Annotated in this window: 17 protein-coding genes, 6 tRNA genes, 1 pseudogene and 1 riboswitch; of the genes and pseudogenes, 7 read left to right on the top strand and 17 right to left on the bottom strand. The window is 34.1% G+C overall.

Translation table 11 applies throughout. From position 1 onward, the window contains the following. Positions 1 to 33 precede the first annotated feature (33 nt). Positions 34 to 489: a MarR family winged helix-turn-helix transcriptional regulator gene (locus ABUA27_RS05320; protein WP_129980520.1), complete on the top strand. Its 456-nt coding sequence runs from the start codon at positions 34 to 36 to the stop codon at positions 487 to 489. Positions 490 to 537: 48 nt separating this feature from the next. Here ABUA27_RS05320 and ABUA27_RS05315 read toward each other — a convergent pair whose 3' ends face one another. The 13 genes and pseudogenes from ABUA27_RS05315 to ABUA27_RS05255 form a co-directional block, all read right to left on the bottom strand. Next, positions 538 to 1299, bottom strand: a complete 762-nt coding sequence (locus tag ABUA27_RS05315) for a hypothetical protein (RefSeq protein ID WP_349820366.1) — start codon at positions 1297 to 1299, stop codon at positions 538 to 540. Then, entirely contained in the window at positions 1299 to 2231 is a 933-nt protein-coding gene (locus ABUA27_RS05310) for a MarR family transcriptional regulator (protein ID WP_349820365.1), read from the bottom strand. Before ABUA27_RS05310 ends, ABUA27_RS05315 begins: the two co-directional genes overlap by 1 nt. A 259-nt stretch (positions 2232 to 2490) precedes the next feature. Beyond that, positions 2491 to 3909, bottom strand: a complete 1419-nt coding sequence (thiD, locus tag ABUA27_RS05305) for a bifunctional hydroxymethylpyrimidine kinase/phosphomethylpyrimidine kinase (RefSeq protein WP_349820364.1) — start codon at positions 3907 to 3909, stop codon at positions 2491 to 2493. Continuing rightward, positions 3896 to 4696, bottom strand: a complete 801-nt coding sequence (thiM, locus tag ABUA27_RS05300) for a hydroxyethylthiazole kinase (protein ID WP_238634322.1) — start codon at positions 4694 to 4696, stop codon at positions 3896 to 3898. The genes thiD and thiM overlap by 14 nt, the downstream gene beginning before the upstream one ends. A gap of 33 nt (positions 4697 to 4729) precedes the next feature. Beyond that, positions 4730 to 4830: riboswitch (TPP riboswitch) on the bottom strand. Positions 4831 to 5076: 246 nt separating this feature from the next. Further along, a tRNA-Leu gene (locus tag ABUA27_RS05295) sits at positions 5077 to 5159 on the bottom strand. A gap of 7 nt (positions 5160 to 5166) precedes the next feature. After that, positions 5167 to 5242: transfer RNA gene (locus ABUA27_RS05290), tRNA-Lys, on the bottom strand. Between the two features lie 5 nt (positions 5243 to 5247). After that, positions 5248 to 5323, bottom strand: a tRNA-Thr gene (locus tag ABUA27_RS05285). A gap of 7 nt (positions 5324 to 5330) precedes the next feature. Next, a tRNA-Val gene (locus tag ABUA27_RS05280) sits at positions 5331 to 5406 on the bottom strand. A 5-nt stretch (positions 5407 to 5411) separates the two neighbouring features. Continuing rightward, a tRNA-Glu gene (locus tag ABUA27_RS05275) sits at positions 5412 to 5487 on the bottom strand. Positions 5488 to 5489: 2 nt separating this feature from the next. After that, positions 5490 to 5564 (bottom strand) — tRNA-Asn (locus tag ABUA27_RS05270). A 138-nt stretch (positions 5565 to 5702) separates the two neighbouring features. Then, positions 5703 to 6044, bottom strand: a complete 342-nt coding sequence (locus tag ABUA27_RS05265) for a phenylpyruvate tautomerase MIF-related protein (protein ID WP_129980744.1) — start codon at positions 6042 to 6044, stop codon at positions 5703 to 5705. 75 nt (positions 6045 to 6119) lie between these two features. Further along, positions 6120 to 6893: pseudogene (locus ABUA27_RS05260) on the bottom strand (HAD family hydrolase). Positions 6894 to 6945: 52 nt separating this feature from the next. Then, on the bottom strand, positions 6946 to 7896 hold the full coding sequence (locus tag ABUA27_RS05255; protein WP_129980745.1) for an L-lactate dehydrogenase: 951 nt from the start codon (positions 7894 to 7896) through the stop codon (positions 6946 to 6948). An 83-nt stretch (positions 7897 to 7979) separates the two neighbouring features. Here ABUA27_RS05255 and ABUA27_RS05250 point away from each other — a divergent pair, with 83 nt between their 5' ends. From ABUA27_RS05250 to ABUA27_RS05225, 6 genes are all read left to right on the top strand, one after another. After that, entirely contained in the window at positions 7980 to 9182 is a 1203-nt protein-coding gene (locus ABUA27_RS05250) for a class I SAM-dependent rRNA methyltransferase (RefSeq protein ID WP_349820363.1), read from the top strand. A 78-nt stretch (positions 9183 to 9260) separates the two neighbouring features. Further along, positions 9261 to 9596 carry a DUF3784 domain-containing protein gene (locus ABUA27_RS05245; protein ID WP_129980747.1) on the top strand — a complete coding sequence of 112 codons (336 nt, stop codon included), beginning with the start codon at positions 9261 to 9263 and terminating at the stop codon, positions 9594 to 9596. Between the two features lie 185 nt (positions 9597 to 9781). After that, the gene (locus ABUA27_RS05240; protein ID WP_287968378.1) at positions 9782 to 10996 is read left to right on the top strand and encodes an ATP-binding protein; all 1215 of its coding nucleotides are present in this window, start codon (positions 9782 to 9784) and stop codon (positions 10994 to 10996) included. Positions 10997 to 11289: 293 nt separating this feature from the next. Further along, positions 11290 to 11928, top strand: a complete 639-nt coding sequence (locus ABUA27_RS05235; RefSeq protein ID WP_129980749.1) for a hypothetical protein — start codon at positions 11290 to 11292, stop codon at positions 11926 to 11928. Then, the gene (locus ABUA27_RS05230; protein ID WP_349820362.1) at positions 11925 to 12329 is read left to right on the top strand and encodes a DUF5301 domain-containing protein; all 405 of its coding nucleotides are present in this window, start codon (positions 11925 to 11927) and stop codon (positions 12327 to 12329) included. Before ABUA27_RS05235 ends, ABUA27_RS05230 begins: the two co-directional genes overlap by 4 nt. A gap of 96 nt (positions 12330 to 12425) precedes the next feature. Continuing rightward, positions 12426 to 13535 (top strand): 5-methyltetrahydropteroyltriglutamate--homocysteine S-methyltransferase, encoded by a 1110-nt coding sequence (locus ABUA27_RS05225; protein ID WP_129980751.1) that lies wholly within the window; start codon positions 12426 to 12428, stop codon positions 13533 to 13535. A gap of 58 nt (positions 13536 to 13593) precedes the next feature. Here ABUA27_RS05225 and ABUA27_RS05220 read toward each other — a convergent pair whose 3' ends face one another. The 4 genes from ABUA27_RS05220 to ABUA27_RS05205 form a co-directional block, all read right to left on the bottom strand. After that, the gene (locus ABUA27_RS05220; protein ID WP_006505362.1) at positions 13594 to 13833 is read right to left on the bottom strand and encodes a hypothetical protein; all 240 of its coding nucleotides are present in this window, start codon (positions 13831 to 13833) and stop codon (positions 13594 to 13596) included. Continuing rightward, complete coding sequence (locus tag ABUA27_RS05215) at positions 13830 to 14537, bottom strand: EFR1 family ferrodoxin (RefSeq protein WP_349820361.1); 708 nt, start codon at positions 14535 to 14537, stop codon at positions 13830 to 13832. The genes ABUA27_RS05220 and ABUA27_RS05215 overlap by 4 nt, the downstream gene beginning before the upstream one ends. 41 nt (positions 14538 to 14578) lie before the next feature. Beyond that, the gene (locus tag ABUA27_RS05210; RefSeq protein ID WP_129980753.1) at positions 14579 to 15379 is read right to left on the bottom strand and encodes an SDR family NAD(P)-dependent oxidoreductase; all 801 of its coding nucleotides are present in this window, start codon (positions 15377 to 15379) and stop codon (positions 14579 to 14581) included. Between the two features lie 85 nt (positions 15380 to 15464). Next, entirely contained in the window at positions 15465 to 15812 is a 348-nt protein-coding gene (locus ABUA27_RS05205) for a hypothetical protein (protein ID WP_349820360.1), read from the bottom strand. Positions 15813 to 15897: the final 85 nt, after the last annotated feature.

The raw sequence follows: 15897 nt of genomic DNA, 5'->3' as shown, positions 1-15897 counted from the left end.
TAAAATTGTAGAATAGAGTCAAGGAGTGGAATTATGGACGCGAAAAAGAATAATTTAATGGATTCTATTAATACAGTTTTTAAACTCGCCATTAAAGTGCAGGAAGATTATATTAAACATAGTCCTTTTCCTGAGTTATCAATGAATGAAATGCATATTATAGAGGCTGTAAGTAAGCAGCAGTTTCCTACTATGACAAATGTTGCAAAGACATTGAAGGTAACTGTAGGAACATTAACTACTAATGTAAAGACTATTGTGAATAAAGGTTTTCTTACAAGAGAACGTTCTTCTGCGGATCATCGTGTCACATATCTACGTATTACTGATAAAGGATATCAGGCATTAGAGGTTCATAACCAGTTCCATAGGGATTTATCTGGACTTTATAGTCAGCATATTCCTGATGAAATGATTGGCTGGGTATATGATACAATAGAGAACGTCATAGAAGACTTAAAAGAATACCAGAAAAAACTTAATAAATAATATAAACCCCTATAGAAGGTGTGATTCTTCTATAGGGGTTTTTTACACTTATTTTCTTAAACCATACCACTGATGTAAAAGAGAAATTAATTCATCCTTATTTGTTGCTTGTACACCAATAGCTTTTAAATCCACATTTTCATCTACCATCACTGATAAAAACGTCTCCATATCTTTCTTGATTTCATCGCTAAGTATCATTCTTGTATTAGGCGAGACCAATTGAGCCAATCGAAATACATCATTCTTGTGTTTCTTAATATTCTTACTATCAATATGTTCACCACATAACTTTCGTTCTGTCAAATCTAACCACGCTTTAGCTTTAAATGCAATTAAACATAGAGGGCTGAGAACTGGTACGCCATCAATAATTAACTGTCCACCTTTTAATAAGTCATAATAATCTTTATTCAAAAGAATAGCAGATAAACTTGATACCTCTTCATCAATTGGTAAGGGTGTAATAATAGAATCATCATCTAAAATCATATAATCTGGATTTCTTGAAAATATCTCTATCATATATGGGTATTGTTTACTCTTAGGACAACTAAATCTATAAAACTGTGCCTTACCTGTACTTTTATTCAAATGTGAATACTTAGCTTCTTTAATATACTCCCAAAATTTCCTGCCAAATTCAACTGTTATAGACTCCACAATTAATACAATATCTATATCCTTAGTTGCTCGAAATGGGAGTTCTTCATTTTCCATTATAACATCACAGGCCGTGCCACCAATAATAACATATTGATTCTCGAACCCTTTAAAGTATTCTTTAAACTTAGCAATTCCATTGACCATTAATCTGTCAGTTCCTTTTCTAGTATGTCTTCTAAGACTTCTTCAATTCTTTCATCTTTATTTTCTTTCAAAGACAATACTATAGAAAGACTATCTGCGATATTTGTATGAGTAAATAATTGAGGATCATAGGCCCATATTTCTACTTTTACCTGTACTTCTGGGTCTATCAATTCATCAATAAGCTGCGTCTTATCAAAGTCCTTTTCATATACTGCATATGTTCTAAAACGGCTTGGATTCAACATACTCATTTCTGATAATGCGGTCTCTCCTGCAAGAACCATATAATCTGTAACCAAAAACTGATTCATATATCCTACTTGACGTACTGGTGTTAAGAGATAGTGTTGAATATGCTCAAACAATTCTTTATGAGAATATTTCGATTCTATTACCTTATTCACACCATCCTTATATACTAAAAATAAATCTGTCATTTCTAATTGTTTAACTGCCCTAGACAGGGTCATTGCGGAAAATGGAAGGCTCTTTGACAGATCTGATACATATACCTTCTTCTCATGATTATACATATAAGCAAGAAATAATAACTGTGTTGAATAGACAAACTTGTCTTTAATCTTTTTTGGTTCCTTTTCATTTACAAGTAATGTACCAATAAAAGGAAGAAAAGTTTGTTTATCTGTTATGAAAGGAATGTGATTCTCAAGAAGACTCTTTCTTCTATAAAATGATATTGTCTTACTATATAATACGACAGGAACATCATCAATTACTCGAATTTTTTGTATTTGTTTTTTGAATGATGGAAGTGTTGGCAGTTCTTCTATCGGTATAATCACAATACAACGTATATTTTCTATATAAGCTGTATAGAATTGATAATTACTCACAATATAGAGAGGTAATATGCTTTTCTTATCCCAAGGTTCATATCTTATAGATAGGCCAAATATATTATCAATCATTGTATAGGTTCCTTTTAACTTAATTTATTTCATTTTAACTTTGCGAATGTTAATATGCAAGTTTTTGAGTTAAATAAAAAAATCCTCCAGATGATATATCTAGAGGATATTCATAAGATATGCCCACCTTCAAGTAATAGATATATAACTCGAAGAAGCAAAATAAATAATATGAGTATAAACCACGCTTTGAATTCTTTCATGCCCTTAACCTCTTAACAGAGATTATACCAGGCAGTTATGGAATTATTGTGTACTTTTAGATATTATGGCCATGATCCATAGGACCACTTCCCTGACCTAAATCTAACATAGCACCTATTGCACCAGAAAGATATGCTTTAGCATGTCTAACTGATTCTTCTAGTGTATAGCCTTTAGCCAAGTTGGATGCAATCGCACTTGATAAAGTACATCCTGTACCATGTGTATTACTGTTGTCTATTCTATGTCCTTTAAACCAAGTACCCTTTTCACCATTGTATAGGTAGTCATTGGCATCATTTAATTGATGTCCACCTTTGACTAATACAGCACAATGATATGTGTCATAAATCTTCTTAGCTGCTATTTCCATATCTTCTACAGTCTTAACTTCCATATCAGTGAGTACTTCTGTTTCTGGAATATTAGGAGTAATGACTTCAGCAATAGAAAGTAATTCTTCCTTTAATGTAGAGATAGCTTCATCACTAATAAGCTTTGCGCCACTTGTCGCAACCATGACTGGATCTACCACAATATGCTTCGCATCATAATGTTTCAACATTTCTACAATAGTATGAATAAGTGCTTTAGAAGACACCATACCAATCTTAACAGCTTCTGGATAGATATCATCAAATACAGCACGAATCTGGCTTTCTAAGAACTCTGGAGTAACATCCATAATATCTGTCACACCCGTTGTATTCTGGGCTGTGAGGGCTGTAATAGCGCTCATACCAAATACTTTATTAGCAAGCATTGTCTTTAAATCTGCTTGTATTCCTGCACCACCACTCGAGTCACTACCGGCAATAGTTAAACATGTATGCATTGTTTCATAAAGTGCATCCACACGCTTCTTTAAATCAATAGTAGCCTGTTTAATATTCTTCTGACCAAATAAAGCACTAATAACCGCAATACCATCAATACCTGTATCTTTAAGTAATAAGCAGTTATCATAACTGATTCCACCAATGGCTACCATTGGAAGATCCACTGTATCCGTCATTTCTTTTAAACGCTTGATACCTAATACTTCCGCATCATCTTTAGAAGATGTAGGGAAAATAGCCCCTATACCTAAATAGTCTGCACCTTGTTCTTTCGCAATTCTTGCTTCTTCTATAGTATGTGCACTTACACCAATGATCTTATCTGGTCCAAGTATTTCTCTTGCCTTCACGCATGCCATATCATCCTGACCCACATGAACACCATCTGCATCTATTTCCTTAGCAAGCATAACATTATCATTAATAATAAATGGTACATCAAATAAACGACATAGTTCTTTAATATTCTTTGCTTCTTCATAGAAAGAGGCTTCATCTAGGTCTTTTTCTCTTAGCTGAAGACAAGTTGCACCACCCATTAAAACATCTCTTACCTGCTCATATAGAGTCTGTTCTCCTGTCCAATGACGATCTGTCACAGCATAGAGTCTCAACATGTCATTATTGAACTTCATATTTACCACTCTTTTCTAGTTCTTCATCAGTCATATTGAATAATGCATCAATTAAATAAGTACGAAGTGTTGCATTACCTTCACCTTCTTTTAATTTAGATGCACCAATTTCACCCGCAATACCCATGGACATAACAGCTGCCGCAGCACTATCTACACTATTTTCTACTGTTAAGAAACAGCCTAAGATACCTGATAACATACATCCAGTACCAGTAATAGCACTCATTTCTTTACATCCATTATTGATCATATAGCACTTATTACCGTCAGTGACATAATCTATAGGACCAGTCACAATAATAATAGTATTGAGTTCTTTTGCGAATGCTTTGATATCGTCAATAAGATCCTGTGAGTTCTTCTGATCTTCTGCAGATGCATCAACACCTTTAGTATGACCTGTACCAGCCATTAAAGTCTTGATTTCTGAAACATTCCCTTTGATGGCATCAAAATGAATCTGAGCGAGTAGATCCTTACATGTATTAGTACGTAAATCAGTCGCACCTGCACCTACTGGATCTAATACAGTAATATGTTTACACGCATTAGATGCCTTACCTGCTTCAAACATAGAAGCAATTTTCACCTGATTGAGAGTCCCAATATTAATATTTAATGCATTACTGATAGAAGTCATCTGTGCCACTTCTGTGATCTCATCTGACATAATAGGACTGCCACCAATTGCAAGAATCGCATTGGCTACATCATTCACTGTTACATAGTTAGTGATGTTGTGTACTAATGGTTTTACTTCTCTTAATTTCTTAATGTAGTTCATATTCTTTTCCTCCATAAAAAAGAGCACGCTGAAAGAGGGTGCTCATAAAATTCCTACGTTGGCATTATCCAAATCAGGTTTCATGGTCAAGACTTATGTCTACTCTCAGCAAATTAGCTCCCATTTCAATTATAATAATATGTTAAAACATTCAGTTATGAAATACAAGGGATTTCATGACCATATACATATTTACTACTCTATTCTAGAGTATTATAATATACACATCATTCTGTTATAGCTTCCCAAAATATATGAGATACTAATGAGCTTCCCCTCATCAAATTCTCTTCTATAATGGAATGTAATCTACCATTTTGGTAGATTTTTTATTTTTAGGCATAAAAAAAACACCGATTACTCGGTGTCTGCATTCAGAATGGTGCGGGTGACAGGACTTGAACCTGCACGCCGAAGCACTAGATCCTAAGTCTAGCGTGTCTGCCAATTTCACCACACCCGCATCAAGATGGTGACTCGCAGGGGATTTGAACCCCTGACCCTCTGATTAAAAGTCAGATGCTCTGCCATCTGAGCTAGCGAGTCACTAATGGTGCCGACTAGAGGACTTGAACCCCCAACCTACTGATTACAAGTCAGTTGCTCTACCAGTTGAGCTAAGTCGGCAAAAAAATGGTGGAGGTTAACGGGCTCGAACCGCTGACCCTCTGCTTGTAAGGCAGATGCTCTCCCAACTGAGCTAAACCTCCATATATGGTGACCGGTACGGGATTCGAACCCGTGAATGCATGCGTGAAAGGCATGTGAGTTAACCGTTTCTCCAACCGGCCACTGGCGCTTGAAGAGGGATTTGAACCCCCGACCGATCGGTTAACAGCCGATTGCTCTACCGCTGAGCTATTCAAGCACTTCAGAATGCTTGTTTATATTACCATGCAGATACGCCTTTTGCAACCCTTTTTTTGAAAAAAATGCATTTTTTTGTGTAGTTTTATTATGTTTAGCCGTTTTAAGCCAAAAAAATAAGATTTTGCTAGGCAAAATCTTATTCGTAGATACCACCGTGACCCCATTTTTCAAATTCAGAGATAGTAACATACTGATTTGAAGCAGGAATCTTTGTAATTTTTACTAAAGCTTTAGTAAGTTCAGAGACAAACTGTTGTTTCTGTTCATCTGCATAATGACCTTTTAAGTACAATGTGATCATCATACAGTTCGCTTCCTGGCCTTTAAAATAAATAAGCTGATTGTCTTCAATATGAATCATGAATGTATCTACTGATTCACCAGGAAATACTGTGATTAACTTTCCTACAGTAGTTTTTAATTCAACTTCCTGAGAAAGAGTCAATGTCTTGTTTGTTCGTAATGCTAAATATGGCATAGTTCATTCTCCTTTACAATTCATGCTATACCATAGTATACAACTTTTTTTGATTTATTACTATATTTATGACTTTTATAATAAATTATGATCTAAACAGTAGTGATACACACCATCTTCTGCTACAGATAAACATATATCATCCGCAATAGCCTTCACATTATCTGTTGCATTCCCCATTGCAACTCCTGTTCCTACTGCTTCTAACATCTCTATATCATTTGTTCCATCACCAAACGCAATAGCTTCACTAGGACTGAAATGATAATACTCTAATACCTTATGTATACCATTACCCTTTCCACCACCTGCTGGAATAATATCCACTGCTCTATTCCACCATGCTGTAATTTGTGCACCTTCTACATTCTTCATTAATGCATCATATTCATTCTCATATCAACCACACATGATCTGATAGATATCTTCATTCACAAGTGTATCAAAGTCTTCTGATACATTTACTTTCTGTTTAGAGAATGCATAATAATCATTTAAGTCTTGATCTGTGCCATTGGCTTTACTATTATCTTTACTTGCAAGAGAGACAGATCTATTAATAGAAGATGCATTATCTATAATTCTTAATACATCTTTATGTGGGATAGGATGACTATACAAAACATGTCCTTCCTTATCAAAACAATAAGACCCATTAAAAGAAAGTATGGCATCAAATGTCACTCCTTCAAAAGTAGGCACACTTAAAGGATGTCTTCCTGTCGCAATACATACCTTTATGTTATTAGCCTGTAATCTTTGTAATGTTTCTATAGTAATATCAGAAACACTGCGTGTTTCCATATTACTTAAAGTTCCATCAATATCAAAAAATGCAATCTTAATCATACCAATCCCTCCATGAATCCATTCTAACATAAAAAGAGAGGTTTACCCTCTCTTAGTCTAACTGTTGACAGAAATCTTTCAGAACTTTATATGATTCCTCTAGTGCTTTCTGCTCATCTTCTTTCATATTTATTTCTACGATTTCCTTAGCTCCTGTCTTATCAATAATAGTAGGAACACTTAGGAAGATATCATTCATACCATACTGCCCATCTAAATGCACAGATACTGGATAAATTCTATTTTCATTGAAGAGAATAGATTTCACGATAGCTGTAGTTGCTGCCGCAATACCATAACATGTATTTCCTTTACGGTTAAAGATCTGCCAGCCATCTTCAATAACAGCATGTCTTAATGTTTCCTTAGTGGCATCCTTAGTACGTTCTGCATTATCCTTTAATACATCTTCTACACTCTTACCACCAATAGTTGCGCTAGACCATGTCACCATTTCTGAATCCCCATGTTCACCACATACATATGCTGATACACTCTTTGCATCTAAATGATACATATCAGCTAAACGACAAGATAATCTTGCACTATCAAGAGTTGTACCACTACCAATTACCTGGTTCTTTGGTAAACCTGATTCCTTCCATGTAATATAACTCATAATATCTACTGGGTTAGATACAATAATAAAGATACCATTGAATCCTGAAGCCATTGTAGAATTTACAATAGACTTAATAATCTTAATACTTGGTGCTAACATCTGTAAACGGTCATGCGAATCTTTAGGCATTGGTGCTGATGCTGTAATGATGACTACATCTGCATCCTTACAATCAGAATAATCCCCTGCTTTTACTTTAATATTTCTATTCATGAAGTAAACTGACTGCTGCATATCTAATGCTTCACCATATGCTTTTTCTTTATTAATATCAATTAATACAATCTCTTCACAAAGTCCCTGGTTAATAATTGAGTAGGCAGTTGTAGCACCTACATTACCTAAACCAACAATAACTACTTTAGAATCCTTAAAACTCATATTAGTTTTTCCTCCTTGAATTGTTAATATTGTAGCACAACTGTCTGATCAAATGTATAATAATTACCAAGAGAGGTTCGAATATGAAAACAAAAGTACTATTAAAAAAGGGTGAAGGCCGTACTATTAATGCAGGCGGTTTATGGATTTATGACAATGAAATAAAAGAGATACATGGACATTTCAAGAATGGGGATATTGTGGATGTATATGCCCATAATGAGTATCCATTAGGAAGAGGTTATATTAACCAGAATTCTAAGATTAGAATTCGTTTAATGACTAGAAATATTAATCAGGAGATTGATTCTGATTTCTTACGTATGAGATTACAGAATGCCTGGGATTATCGTAAAACAACAGTGGATACTTCTAGTTGTCGTCTTGTGTTTGGCGATGCTGATTTCTTGCCAGGTTTAGTAATTGATAAGTTTGAAGATGTATTAGTTGTACAGTCTCTTGCATTAGGTATTGATGCCTTTAAGGAAGAGATTGTAGAACTTATGAAGGATATTCTACTACAGGATGGCATTACTATTAGAGGTGTATATGAACGTAGTGATGCCAAGGAACGTACTAAGGAAGGTATGGAAAGAGTTAAAGGATTTATTGGTGAACCTTTTGATCCTCATATTGATATTGTAGAGAATGGTGTTAAGTATCATATAGATGTCGCAGAAGGACAGAAGACTGGTTTCTTCCTTGATCAGAAATATAATAGACTTGCAATACAGAAATTATGTAAGGATGCAAAGGTACTAGACTGTTTTACTTATATTGGTACTTTTGCACTCAATGCTGGTATTGCAGGAGCTCAAAGTGTTTTAGGTGTGGATGCATCTCAGTTTGCGGTAGATCTTGCAAATGAGAATTCTAAGTTTAATGGTTTAGAGAATACTGTTAAGTTTGAGTGTCATGATGTATTTGATTTCTTGCCAGAATTAGAGGCTCAGGTAGAGTTATTTGATATGGTTATATTAGATCCCCCTGCTTTCACAAAGTCTCGTGCATCTATTAAGAATGCGATTAAAGGCTATCGTGAAATTAATATGAGAGGTATGAAATTAGTAAAAGACGGTGGATATCTGGCTACATGTTCATGTTCTCATTTTATGGACTATGATACATTTACTAAAACTATTGGACAGGCTGCAAAGCTTGTACATAAGAGATTAAGACAGGTAGAATTTAGAACACAGGCTGCAGATCATCCTATTTTGTGGAATGGTGATGAGAATAGCTATTACTTAAAGTTCTATATCTTCCAAGTTGTTGATGAAAAGTAATGAATAGAAAAAAACGGTAATGCTTGATTTATCTAAAGAAACAGCAGAAAATCAGAATTTGAAGCGGAGGTATGTATTATGAATATAGGATTTTGGTCGTGTATAATTTTGGTATTACTATTTCTGATTATAGGTGTGTTATTTGCGATTTTTAAGGAAAAAGCAGCAAAATTTGTTTCAGGATTTAATTCATTTTCTAAAGAAGAACAGGCATTGTATGATAAAGCTCATATCTCTCGTGATATAAGAAATCAGTGCTTTATGTGGGCTATTATAATGTTGGCAGGAGCATTATTATCCTGCTTTTTAACCCCATATATAGCTATACCAACCTATATTATTTGGTTAGTTCTGTTTTTTAGAGAAGTCCACTTTGATAATCATAAAGCGTTTGAAAAATATTTATTAAAGTAAATTCCAGGTTGTTGATAAAAAGTAAGAAAAGATGATGACTCGTTTGGTCATCATCTTTATCAGTTATAACTTACATTTTTGGCTATTTTGTCAGTTATAACTGACAAAATAGAGATTTGCATATGAAATTTAAGTTATATATGTAATATAATATGCGTAGTAACAAGGAAAGGGGGCTGAGATTTATGATTAAACGTGAACTCTATATGAAACGTATACGACCATTTATTGGGTCGAATCTCATTAAAGTGATGACTGGAATTCGTCGTTGTGGGAAATCTGTCATGTTAGAACTAATTAAACAAGAACTTATAGAATCAGGTGTAAATCCAATACAGTTTATCTCCATCAATTTTGAAGACTTAAGCTATTCACATTTACAGACAGCCAAATCTCTTCATGATGAAATTACCGATCGTGCCAAGGATATCGATAGCAAGGTCTATCTCTTTTTTGATGAGATTCAGGAAGTGAAAGATTGGGAGAAGTGCATTAATTCTTTTCGTGTATCATTGGATTGTGATATCTATATCACTGGATCAAACGCAAAGCTATTGTCAGGTGAACTTGCCACTTATTTAGGTGGAAGATATGTAGAGTTTGTCATCTATCCATTTTCTTTTGGAGAATTCATAGAATTATATCGTCCAATCAACCCTGATGCTTCAATCCAACAATGTTTTCAAAAGTATCTCATTACTGGAGGTATGCCCTATCTTGCGAATATTCGTTATGCGGATGAACCTTCTAAACAATATCTTCACGACTTATTTAACTCCGTCCAGCTTAAAGATATTGTGAAATGCAATAAAATACGTGATGTAGATTTACTAGAACGTATTATTGCATATGTCATCGCGAATGTAGGTACAACCTTCTCTGCAAATTCTCTTGCGAAGTTTCTCAAAAGTGAACAACGTACTGTTGCACCAGAAACAATCCTAAACTATATCAAATATTGTTGCGATGCTTATCTGTTCTATCAAGTGAAACGAGTTGATCTACAAGGCAAACAGATACTTTCTACAAATGAAAAGTATTATATTGCAGATCATGGTATCCGTGAAGCTGTTTTTGGAGGCAATATGCGAGATATAAATCTCATTCTAGAAAATATTGTCTATCTTGAATTATTACGTCGAGGCTATAAAGTGACTGTTGGTAAAACAGGAGAAAAAGAAATTGATTTTGTATGTGATAAACATGGTGAAAAGTTGTATGTTCAGGTAACATATCTCTTAGCATCAGAAGATAGAATTAAACGTGAATTTGGTGCATATGATAATATCCGAGACAATTTCCCTAAGTATGTCGTTTCTCTTGATGAATTTGATATGAGCCGAAATGGTATTAAACATCAAAATATTCGTGATTTCCTTTTGGCTGAACAATGGACATAGTAAGAGCAAATCAATCATAGAGTAATAAACCCGTTTTGAATTATTGACAAAATATTCAGAACAACATATATTAATTCTAGTGATCGTTCTGTAGAAACTTGCGAAGCCTACAGGCGGGGGAGAGTTTATATTACTCTCCCTCTTTTTTATTATATGATCATTAATTAGAAATCTCTGTTACTTATAACCAAGAGAAACAAATGATTTCCTATATCCATCAAAATTATGAGAACTCTATAATAACTAAATCAAATACGAGTTCTTTTTGCTATAATTGAGGTAGGAGGTGCCCTATGAATATTATTCAATTTAATCAAGTTAATGGTACAACTATCGATAATATAGAAGGACAAACACGTTTTGGATATGCAATAAGTGATTATGTTGAATTCTATGAATTCCATAAGAACCATAAGGGTTCTATGATATCTTTCTATGATTTTGAGAACGGTAAGGTTATTCAGCCTTTTAAACGCCAGAAGAATGTATTATATGGAAAGCCTGTATTCCTAAACAACTACTTCTATTTCTTACAAGGAGACTACAACAAAGGAATCATTACTCTCTATAAGTATTTACCAGATGAATTATTAGAAACTGTTACAGAGCTTAATATCAAGAAAATAAACACATATAACTTATGTATCATAGGTGAAAATGTGCATATTATAAGTCAAGATGAAGAGTTGGTTTGTTATTATCCGAGAAAGTTCCATTTTAAGATGGATCCGCAGGAGAATGTACTCACTATTGATGACAATAAGATGTACCTATCTAAGTGGATAGAAAATGGATGGGATGATTTCAATGACTGTGCATCAGAGAACTATGAATATTATGAAAAGGTTGTTGTAAGAGATTTGAAAGGACATAAAATATCAGAAGAAAAAGGATGTCTACAGAGGCATAACAATACATGGTGGATATCATGAAAAAGATGGGTGTATTAGTTATTATATTGATATTATTTGGTGTGTATTGTTTTAATTCAAATAAAAAGACCTTAGATCTGCCTGATACATCTAAGGTGGAATTTGGACATGTACATGGTGGTGCAATGACTACTGTCTATGAATGTGATGAAAGTAAAATCTCTTCTTTGATTAAGGATATAGAAGAAAAGTCATCTTATTCAAAAGAGTCAGTAAACGATAACCCAAATGGTGTTGATTATATCAAGGTGAAAATGGATACAAAGACATATTATATCTATGAAAGAAATGGAAAGACTTATATAGAAGAACCTTATAATGGAATATGGAAGATTCCTTCTGACTTATATAAGACTATTAAGAATAATAAAGATAAGCTGATAGTGGAGTACGAAGATTAATATAGTTTTAAACTATATATAACTGCATATTATATGTATTTCTCAATGGTAAAGATGGTTGTTATAATACAATCACAAACCAAGGAGGAATAAGAAATGGGAAATGTACCTTTTAGATATGATTTTGTAGGAAGTTTTTTAAGACCACAGGCTTTGAAGGATGCTAAGGAAGCATTGGATAACGGACAGTTATCTCAGGAAGATTATGATCATATTGTAGATGAAGAAGTTGTAAAAGTAGTTAAGAAACAGAAGGAATTAGGATACCATGTGATCACTGATGGAGAATTCAGAAGAACATTCTGGCATTTAGATTTCATGTGGGGATTTGAGGGTGTTGAACATAAAAATACTGGTAATGGTGTAAGATTTAATGGTGAACTTGCAGTATTGGATGATACTTATCTTGTAGGTAAGATCAAGGCAAAAGCACATCCTTTTGTAGAATACTTTAAATTCTTAAAACAGTTTGAAGATGAAAACACAGTAGCTAAGTATACTATTCCAGCCCCTGCACAGACTTTCCAGCAGATGATTGTACCTGCTAACTTTGAAACTACAAGAAAGTTTTATGCCACAAATGAAGAACTCATTCATGATATTGGTGTGGCTTATCAGGATGTGATTAAACAGTTCTATGATGCAGGATGTCGCAATCTACAGTTAGATGACTGTACTTGGGGTGCGATTGTAGGAGATGCCGCAAAACAGAGATATGAATCTTTAGGAATTGATTTAGAAGAAGTAAAGGCTGAATTACTTGCAGTCAATAACCTTGCATTAGAAAATAAACCAGAAGATATGGTGATTACATCACATATCTGCCGTGGTAATTACCATTCTACATTCTTTGCGAAAGGTCCTTATAATTCTGTGGCTGATTATGTATTTGCGAAAGAAAATGTGGATGCTTTATATCTAGAATATGATGATGAAAGATCTGGAGGATTTGCACCTCTCGCAAAAGTATCAGAAGATAAAAAGGTTGTATTAGGGTTGATTACAACTAAGACACCTGAATTAGAAGATAAAGAAACAGTGATTAAGAGAATTCATGAAGCAGCTAAGTTTATTCCACTAGATAGACTCTATTTAAGTCCACAATGTGGATTCGCTTCTTGTGCAATTGGTAATAAGTTAACTGAAGAACAGCAGTGGGCTAAATTAAAATTAGTCAAAGAAATTGCCGAAGAGGTATGGAGATAAGAACTTCGAAAGAAGTTCTTTTTTAATATATAAAAAGAAGTAAGATCACTCTTACTCCTTACATCATTGAACAGCCGCCTCTGTTGCCACCACGTTTATCATCTACTTCATAGTGAGCATTGAATTCTCTGTTGATTTCATCTAATTCTTTTAAACCATCAATATACGCATCATACATAGAAATGATTCCCTGTGAACAACCATCACATAAACCATCTACTATACCTAATGCATCATTCACAATTTGTTCTCTCTGTTCTCTTGTTGTATTCTTGATTAAAATATCTTCTTTGATCATAGTAACCCCCTGTATTGTCCTTTGTCCTTATTTTTAAATTTAATTGCATTCACAGGACAATGATGTAAACATCTTAAACACATCATACACTGTTCTTTCTTGAATGTCACATGCTCTTTGATTTCTATCGCCTGTTCAGGACATTCTTTCGCACATAAGCCACAATGAATACAAGATTCATTGATAGTGAGGTTATATGTTTTTCTTACTTGTTTATATTGAAACGAACAGGCCTTATTAATAAGAACTGGGACAGTTCCTTTCAAGTAGTCACCTATTCTTCTTTCCTTGATCTGTGTAATGATTTCTTCTATTTGAGAGTCTATTTGAGATTCTATCTTTTCATTTTTAGATGCATCATACATAGGAATATATGTATCCACCATTTTTACACCATACAAAGCATAAAAACCTGTCCCCTTTTTCTGCATGATCTTGTTGGCCTCTTTCCCAATATTACCTGGTTTACCACCATAAGTGACTACAAGATACAAATATGATTTGGAAGAGACAGACAATCTTTCTAAGAAATCCTTCACAATATCAGGTAACCCAAAGAAATAAACAGGTGTGACTATACCAATCATTTCATCCTGTTTAATACCTTGAGCTGATTCAATAGATTGCATTGTATCCTGTAAGGACTTTGAAAGTACTTCTGCCACATAGTGACTATTTCCTGTTCCACTAAAATAATAAATCATTGTATTTGCTCCTTTGAAAAAAGGAAACACATTGCGTTTCCTTATGGTCTCATTCCTAATCCACCTTCAAGAGTGATTGTTTCACCAGTCATATATTTGAAGTCTGGAGAAGTTAATTGTACAACAACACGTCCGATTTCTTTTTCATTGTCACCAAAATGTCCCATAGGTGGTGTATGAACATTTGCCTTGAATGCTTCTGGATAAGCTTTTTCAAACTTTTCAAGCTGTGCAGTCCAAGCAAGTGGGCATACAACGTTTACGTTGATACCATCTGCAGCCCATTCAGTTGCAGCAACACGTGTTAAACCACGGATACCTTCTTTTGCAGCAGCATAAGAGCACTGACCTTTGTTTCCGAATAATCCAGCACCAGATGCGAAGTTTATAACTGAACCTTTTGTTTCTTTTAAGTATGGATAGCATGCTTTCATATAATAGAATGCTGCATATAATCCTGAATACATAGCTAAATCAAACTGTTCTGTAGTATGTTCTGCAAGAGATACGCCAGATGCACTTGCCTGCGCATTATTGACTAATACATCTATATGACCAAACTTTTCAATTGCCTTTTCAACAACTGCTTTTACTACTGCTTCATTATCAGCACCTGCATTCACATCAGCCTGTACTGGAAGAACTTCTACATTATAAAGTCTTTCAATTTCTTCTTTTGCATCTTCTAGTTTCTTTAAGTTACGTCCAGTGATGACAATATTTGCGCCTTCTTTCGCAAATGCTGTTACGATACCATAACCAATAGAACCGCAAGTTCCATCTTCAAGTACAGCACGTCCACCACCAGTCACAATGACAGTCTTACCTTCTAAAAAGCCCATATTATTTACCTTCTTTCTTTTAATTTAAAAGCGTTAATATAATAATATATGAATCAATCATAAATGTGTCAAAATATGATACATCTTAATTAATTCCTTTATCTACTTCATTCTTGCTTGGAATGCTGAACATTTCATTACTGATGATATTTTCAGGATCATCCACACCCTGATTCAACAACATAATAAGTGATACCCAGACAAAGATATCATAAGGGTTAAAATACTTATTCTTTTCTAGGAAACGGAGCTTTGACTGCGCAAAGTTTACGATGTTATCTCTATTTTCTATAATAAATTCATCGAGTTCGTGAACATACATATAGCCTAGATTATGGAATCTTTTTACAACTCTTAATTCAGAAATAATATAAGGCTCTTCTTTGATTGATACATTGAACTGTTCACAGATGATCTGTGTTAATTCACTCATAATAGGAGAAGTGTGAAACAAAAATCAATCAAAACGTATAAAAAAAGACAAACTTAAAAATAAGTTTGAATAATTTAGAAAAAAT

This window comes from Catenibacterium sp. RTP21428st1_D7_RTP21428_210409 (assembly GCF_040227455.1).
Lineage (GTDB): Bacteria > Bacillota_I > Bacilli_A > Erysipelotrichales > Coprobacillaceae > Catenibacterium > Catenibacterium mitsuoka_A.
This window is presented reverse-complemented; position numbering and strand designations above follow the sequence as displayed.

Coding starts and splice junctions, on each gene's coding strand:
- ABUA27_RS05225 (WP_129980751.1), top strand. CDS start 12,426: ATGGGAAATGTACCTTTTAGATATGATTTTGTAGGAAGTTTTTTAAGA.
- ABUA27_RS05230 (WP_349820362.1), top strand. CDS start 11,925: ATGAAAAAGATGGGTGTATTAGTTATTATATTGATATTATTTGGTGTG.
- ABUA27_RS05220 (WP_006505362.1), bottom strand. CDS start 13,833: ATGATCAAAGAAGATATTTTAATCAAGAATACAACAAGAGAACAGAGA.
- ABUA27_RS05240 (WP_287968378.1), top strand. CDS start 9,782: ATGATTAAACGTGAACTCTATATGAAACGTATACGACCATTTATTGGG.
- ABUA27_RS05265 (WP_129980744.1), bottom strand. CDS start 6,044: ATGCCATATTTAGCATTACGAACAAACAAGACATTGACTCTTTCTCAG.
- thiM (WP_238634322.1), bottom strand. CDS start 4,696: ATGAACTACATTAAGAAATTAAGAGAAGTAAAACCATTAGTACACAAC.
- ABUA27_RS05215 (WP_349820361.1), bottom strand. CDS start 14,537: ATGATTTATTATTTTAGTGGAACAGGAAATAGTCACTATGTGGCAGAA.
- ABUA27_RS05235 (WP_129980749.1), top strand. CDS start 11,290: ATGAATATTATTCAATTTAATCAAGTTAATGGTACAACTATCGATAAT.
- ABUA27_RS05210 (WP_129980753.1), bottom strand. CDS start 15,379: ATGGGCTTTTTAGAAGGTAAGACTGTCATTGTGACTGGTGGTGGACGT.
- ABUA27_RS05245 (WP_129980747.1), top strand. CDS start 9,261: ATGAATATAGGATTTTGGTCGTGTATAATTTTGGTATTACTATTTCTG.
- ABUA27_RS05315 (WP_349820366.1), bottom strand. CDS start 1,299: ATGGTCAATGGAATTGCTAAGTTTAAAGAATACTTTAAAGGGTTCGAG.
- thiD (WP_349820364.1), bottom strand. CDS start 3,909: ATGAAGTTCAATAATGACATGTTGAGACTCTATGCTGTGACAGATCGT.
- ABUA27_RS05250 (WP_349820363.1), top strand. CDS start 7,980: ATGAAAACAAAAGTACTATTAAAAAAGGGTGAAGGCCGTACTATTAAT.
- ABUA27_RS05320 (WP_129980520.1), top strand. CDS start 34: ATGGACGCGAAAAAGAATAATTTAATGGATTCTATTAATACAGTTTTT.
- ABUA27_RS05205 (WP_349820360.1), bottom strand. CDS start 15,812: ATGAGTGAATTAACACAGATCATCTGTGAACAGTTCAATGTATCAATC.
- ABUA27_RS05255 (WP_129980745.1), bottom strand. CDS start 7,896: ATGAGTTTTAAGGATTCTAAAGTAGTTATTGTTGGTTTAGGTAATGTA.
- ABUA27_RS05310 (WP_349820365.1), bottom strand. CDS start 2,231: ATGATTGATAATATATTTGGCCTATCTATAAGATATGAACCTTGGGAT.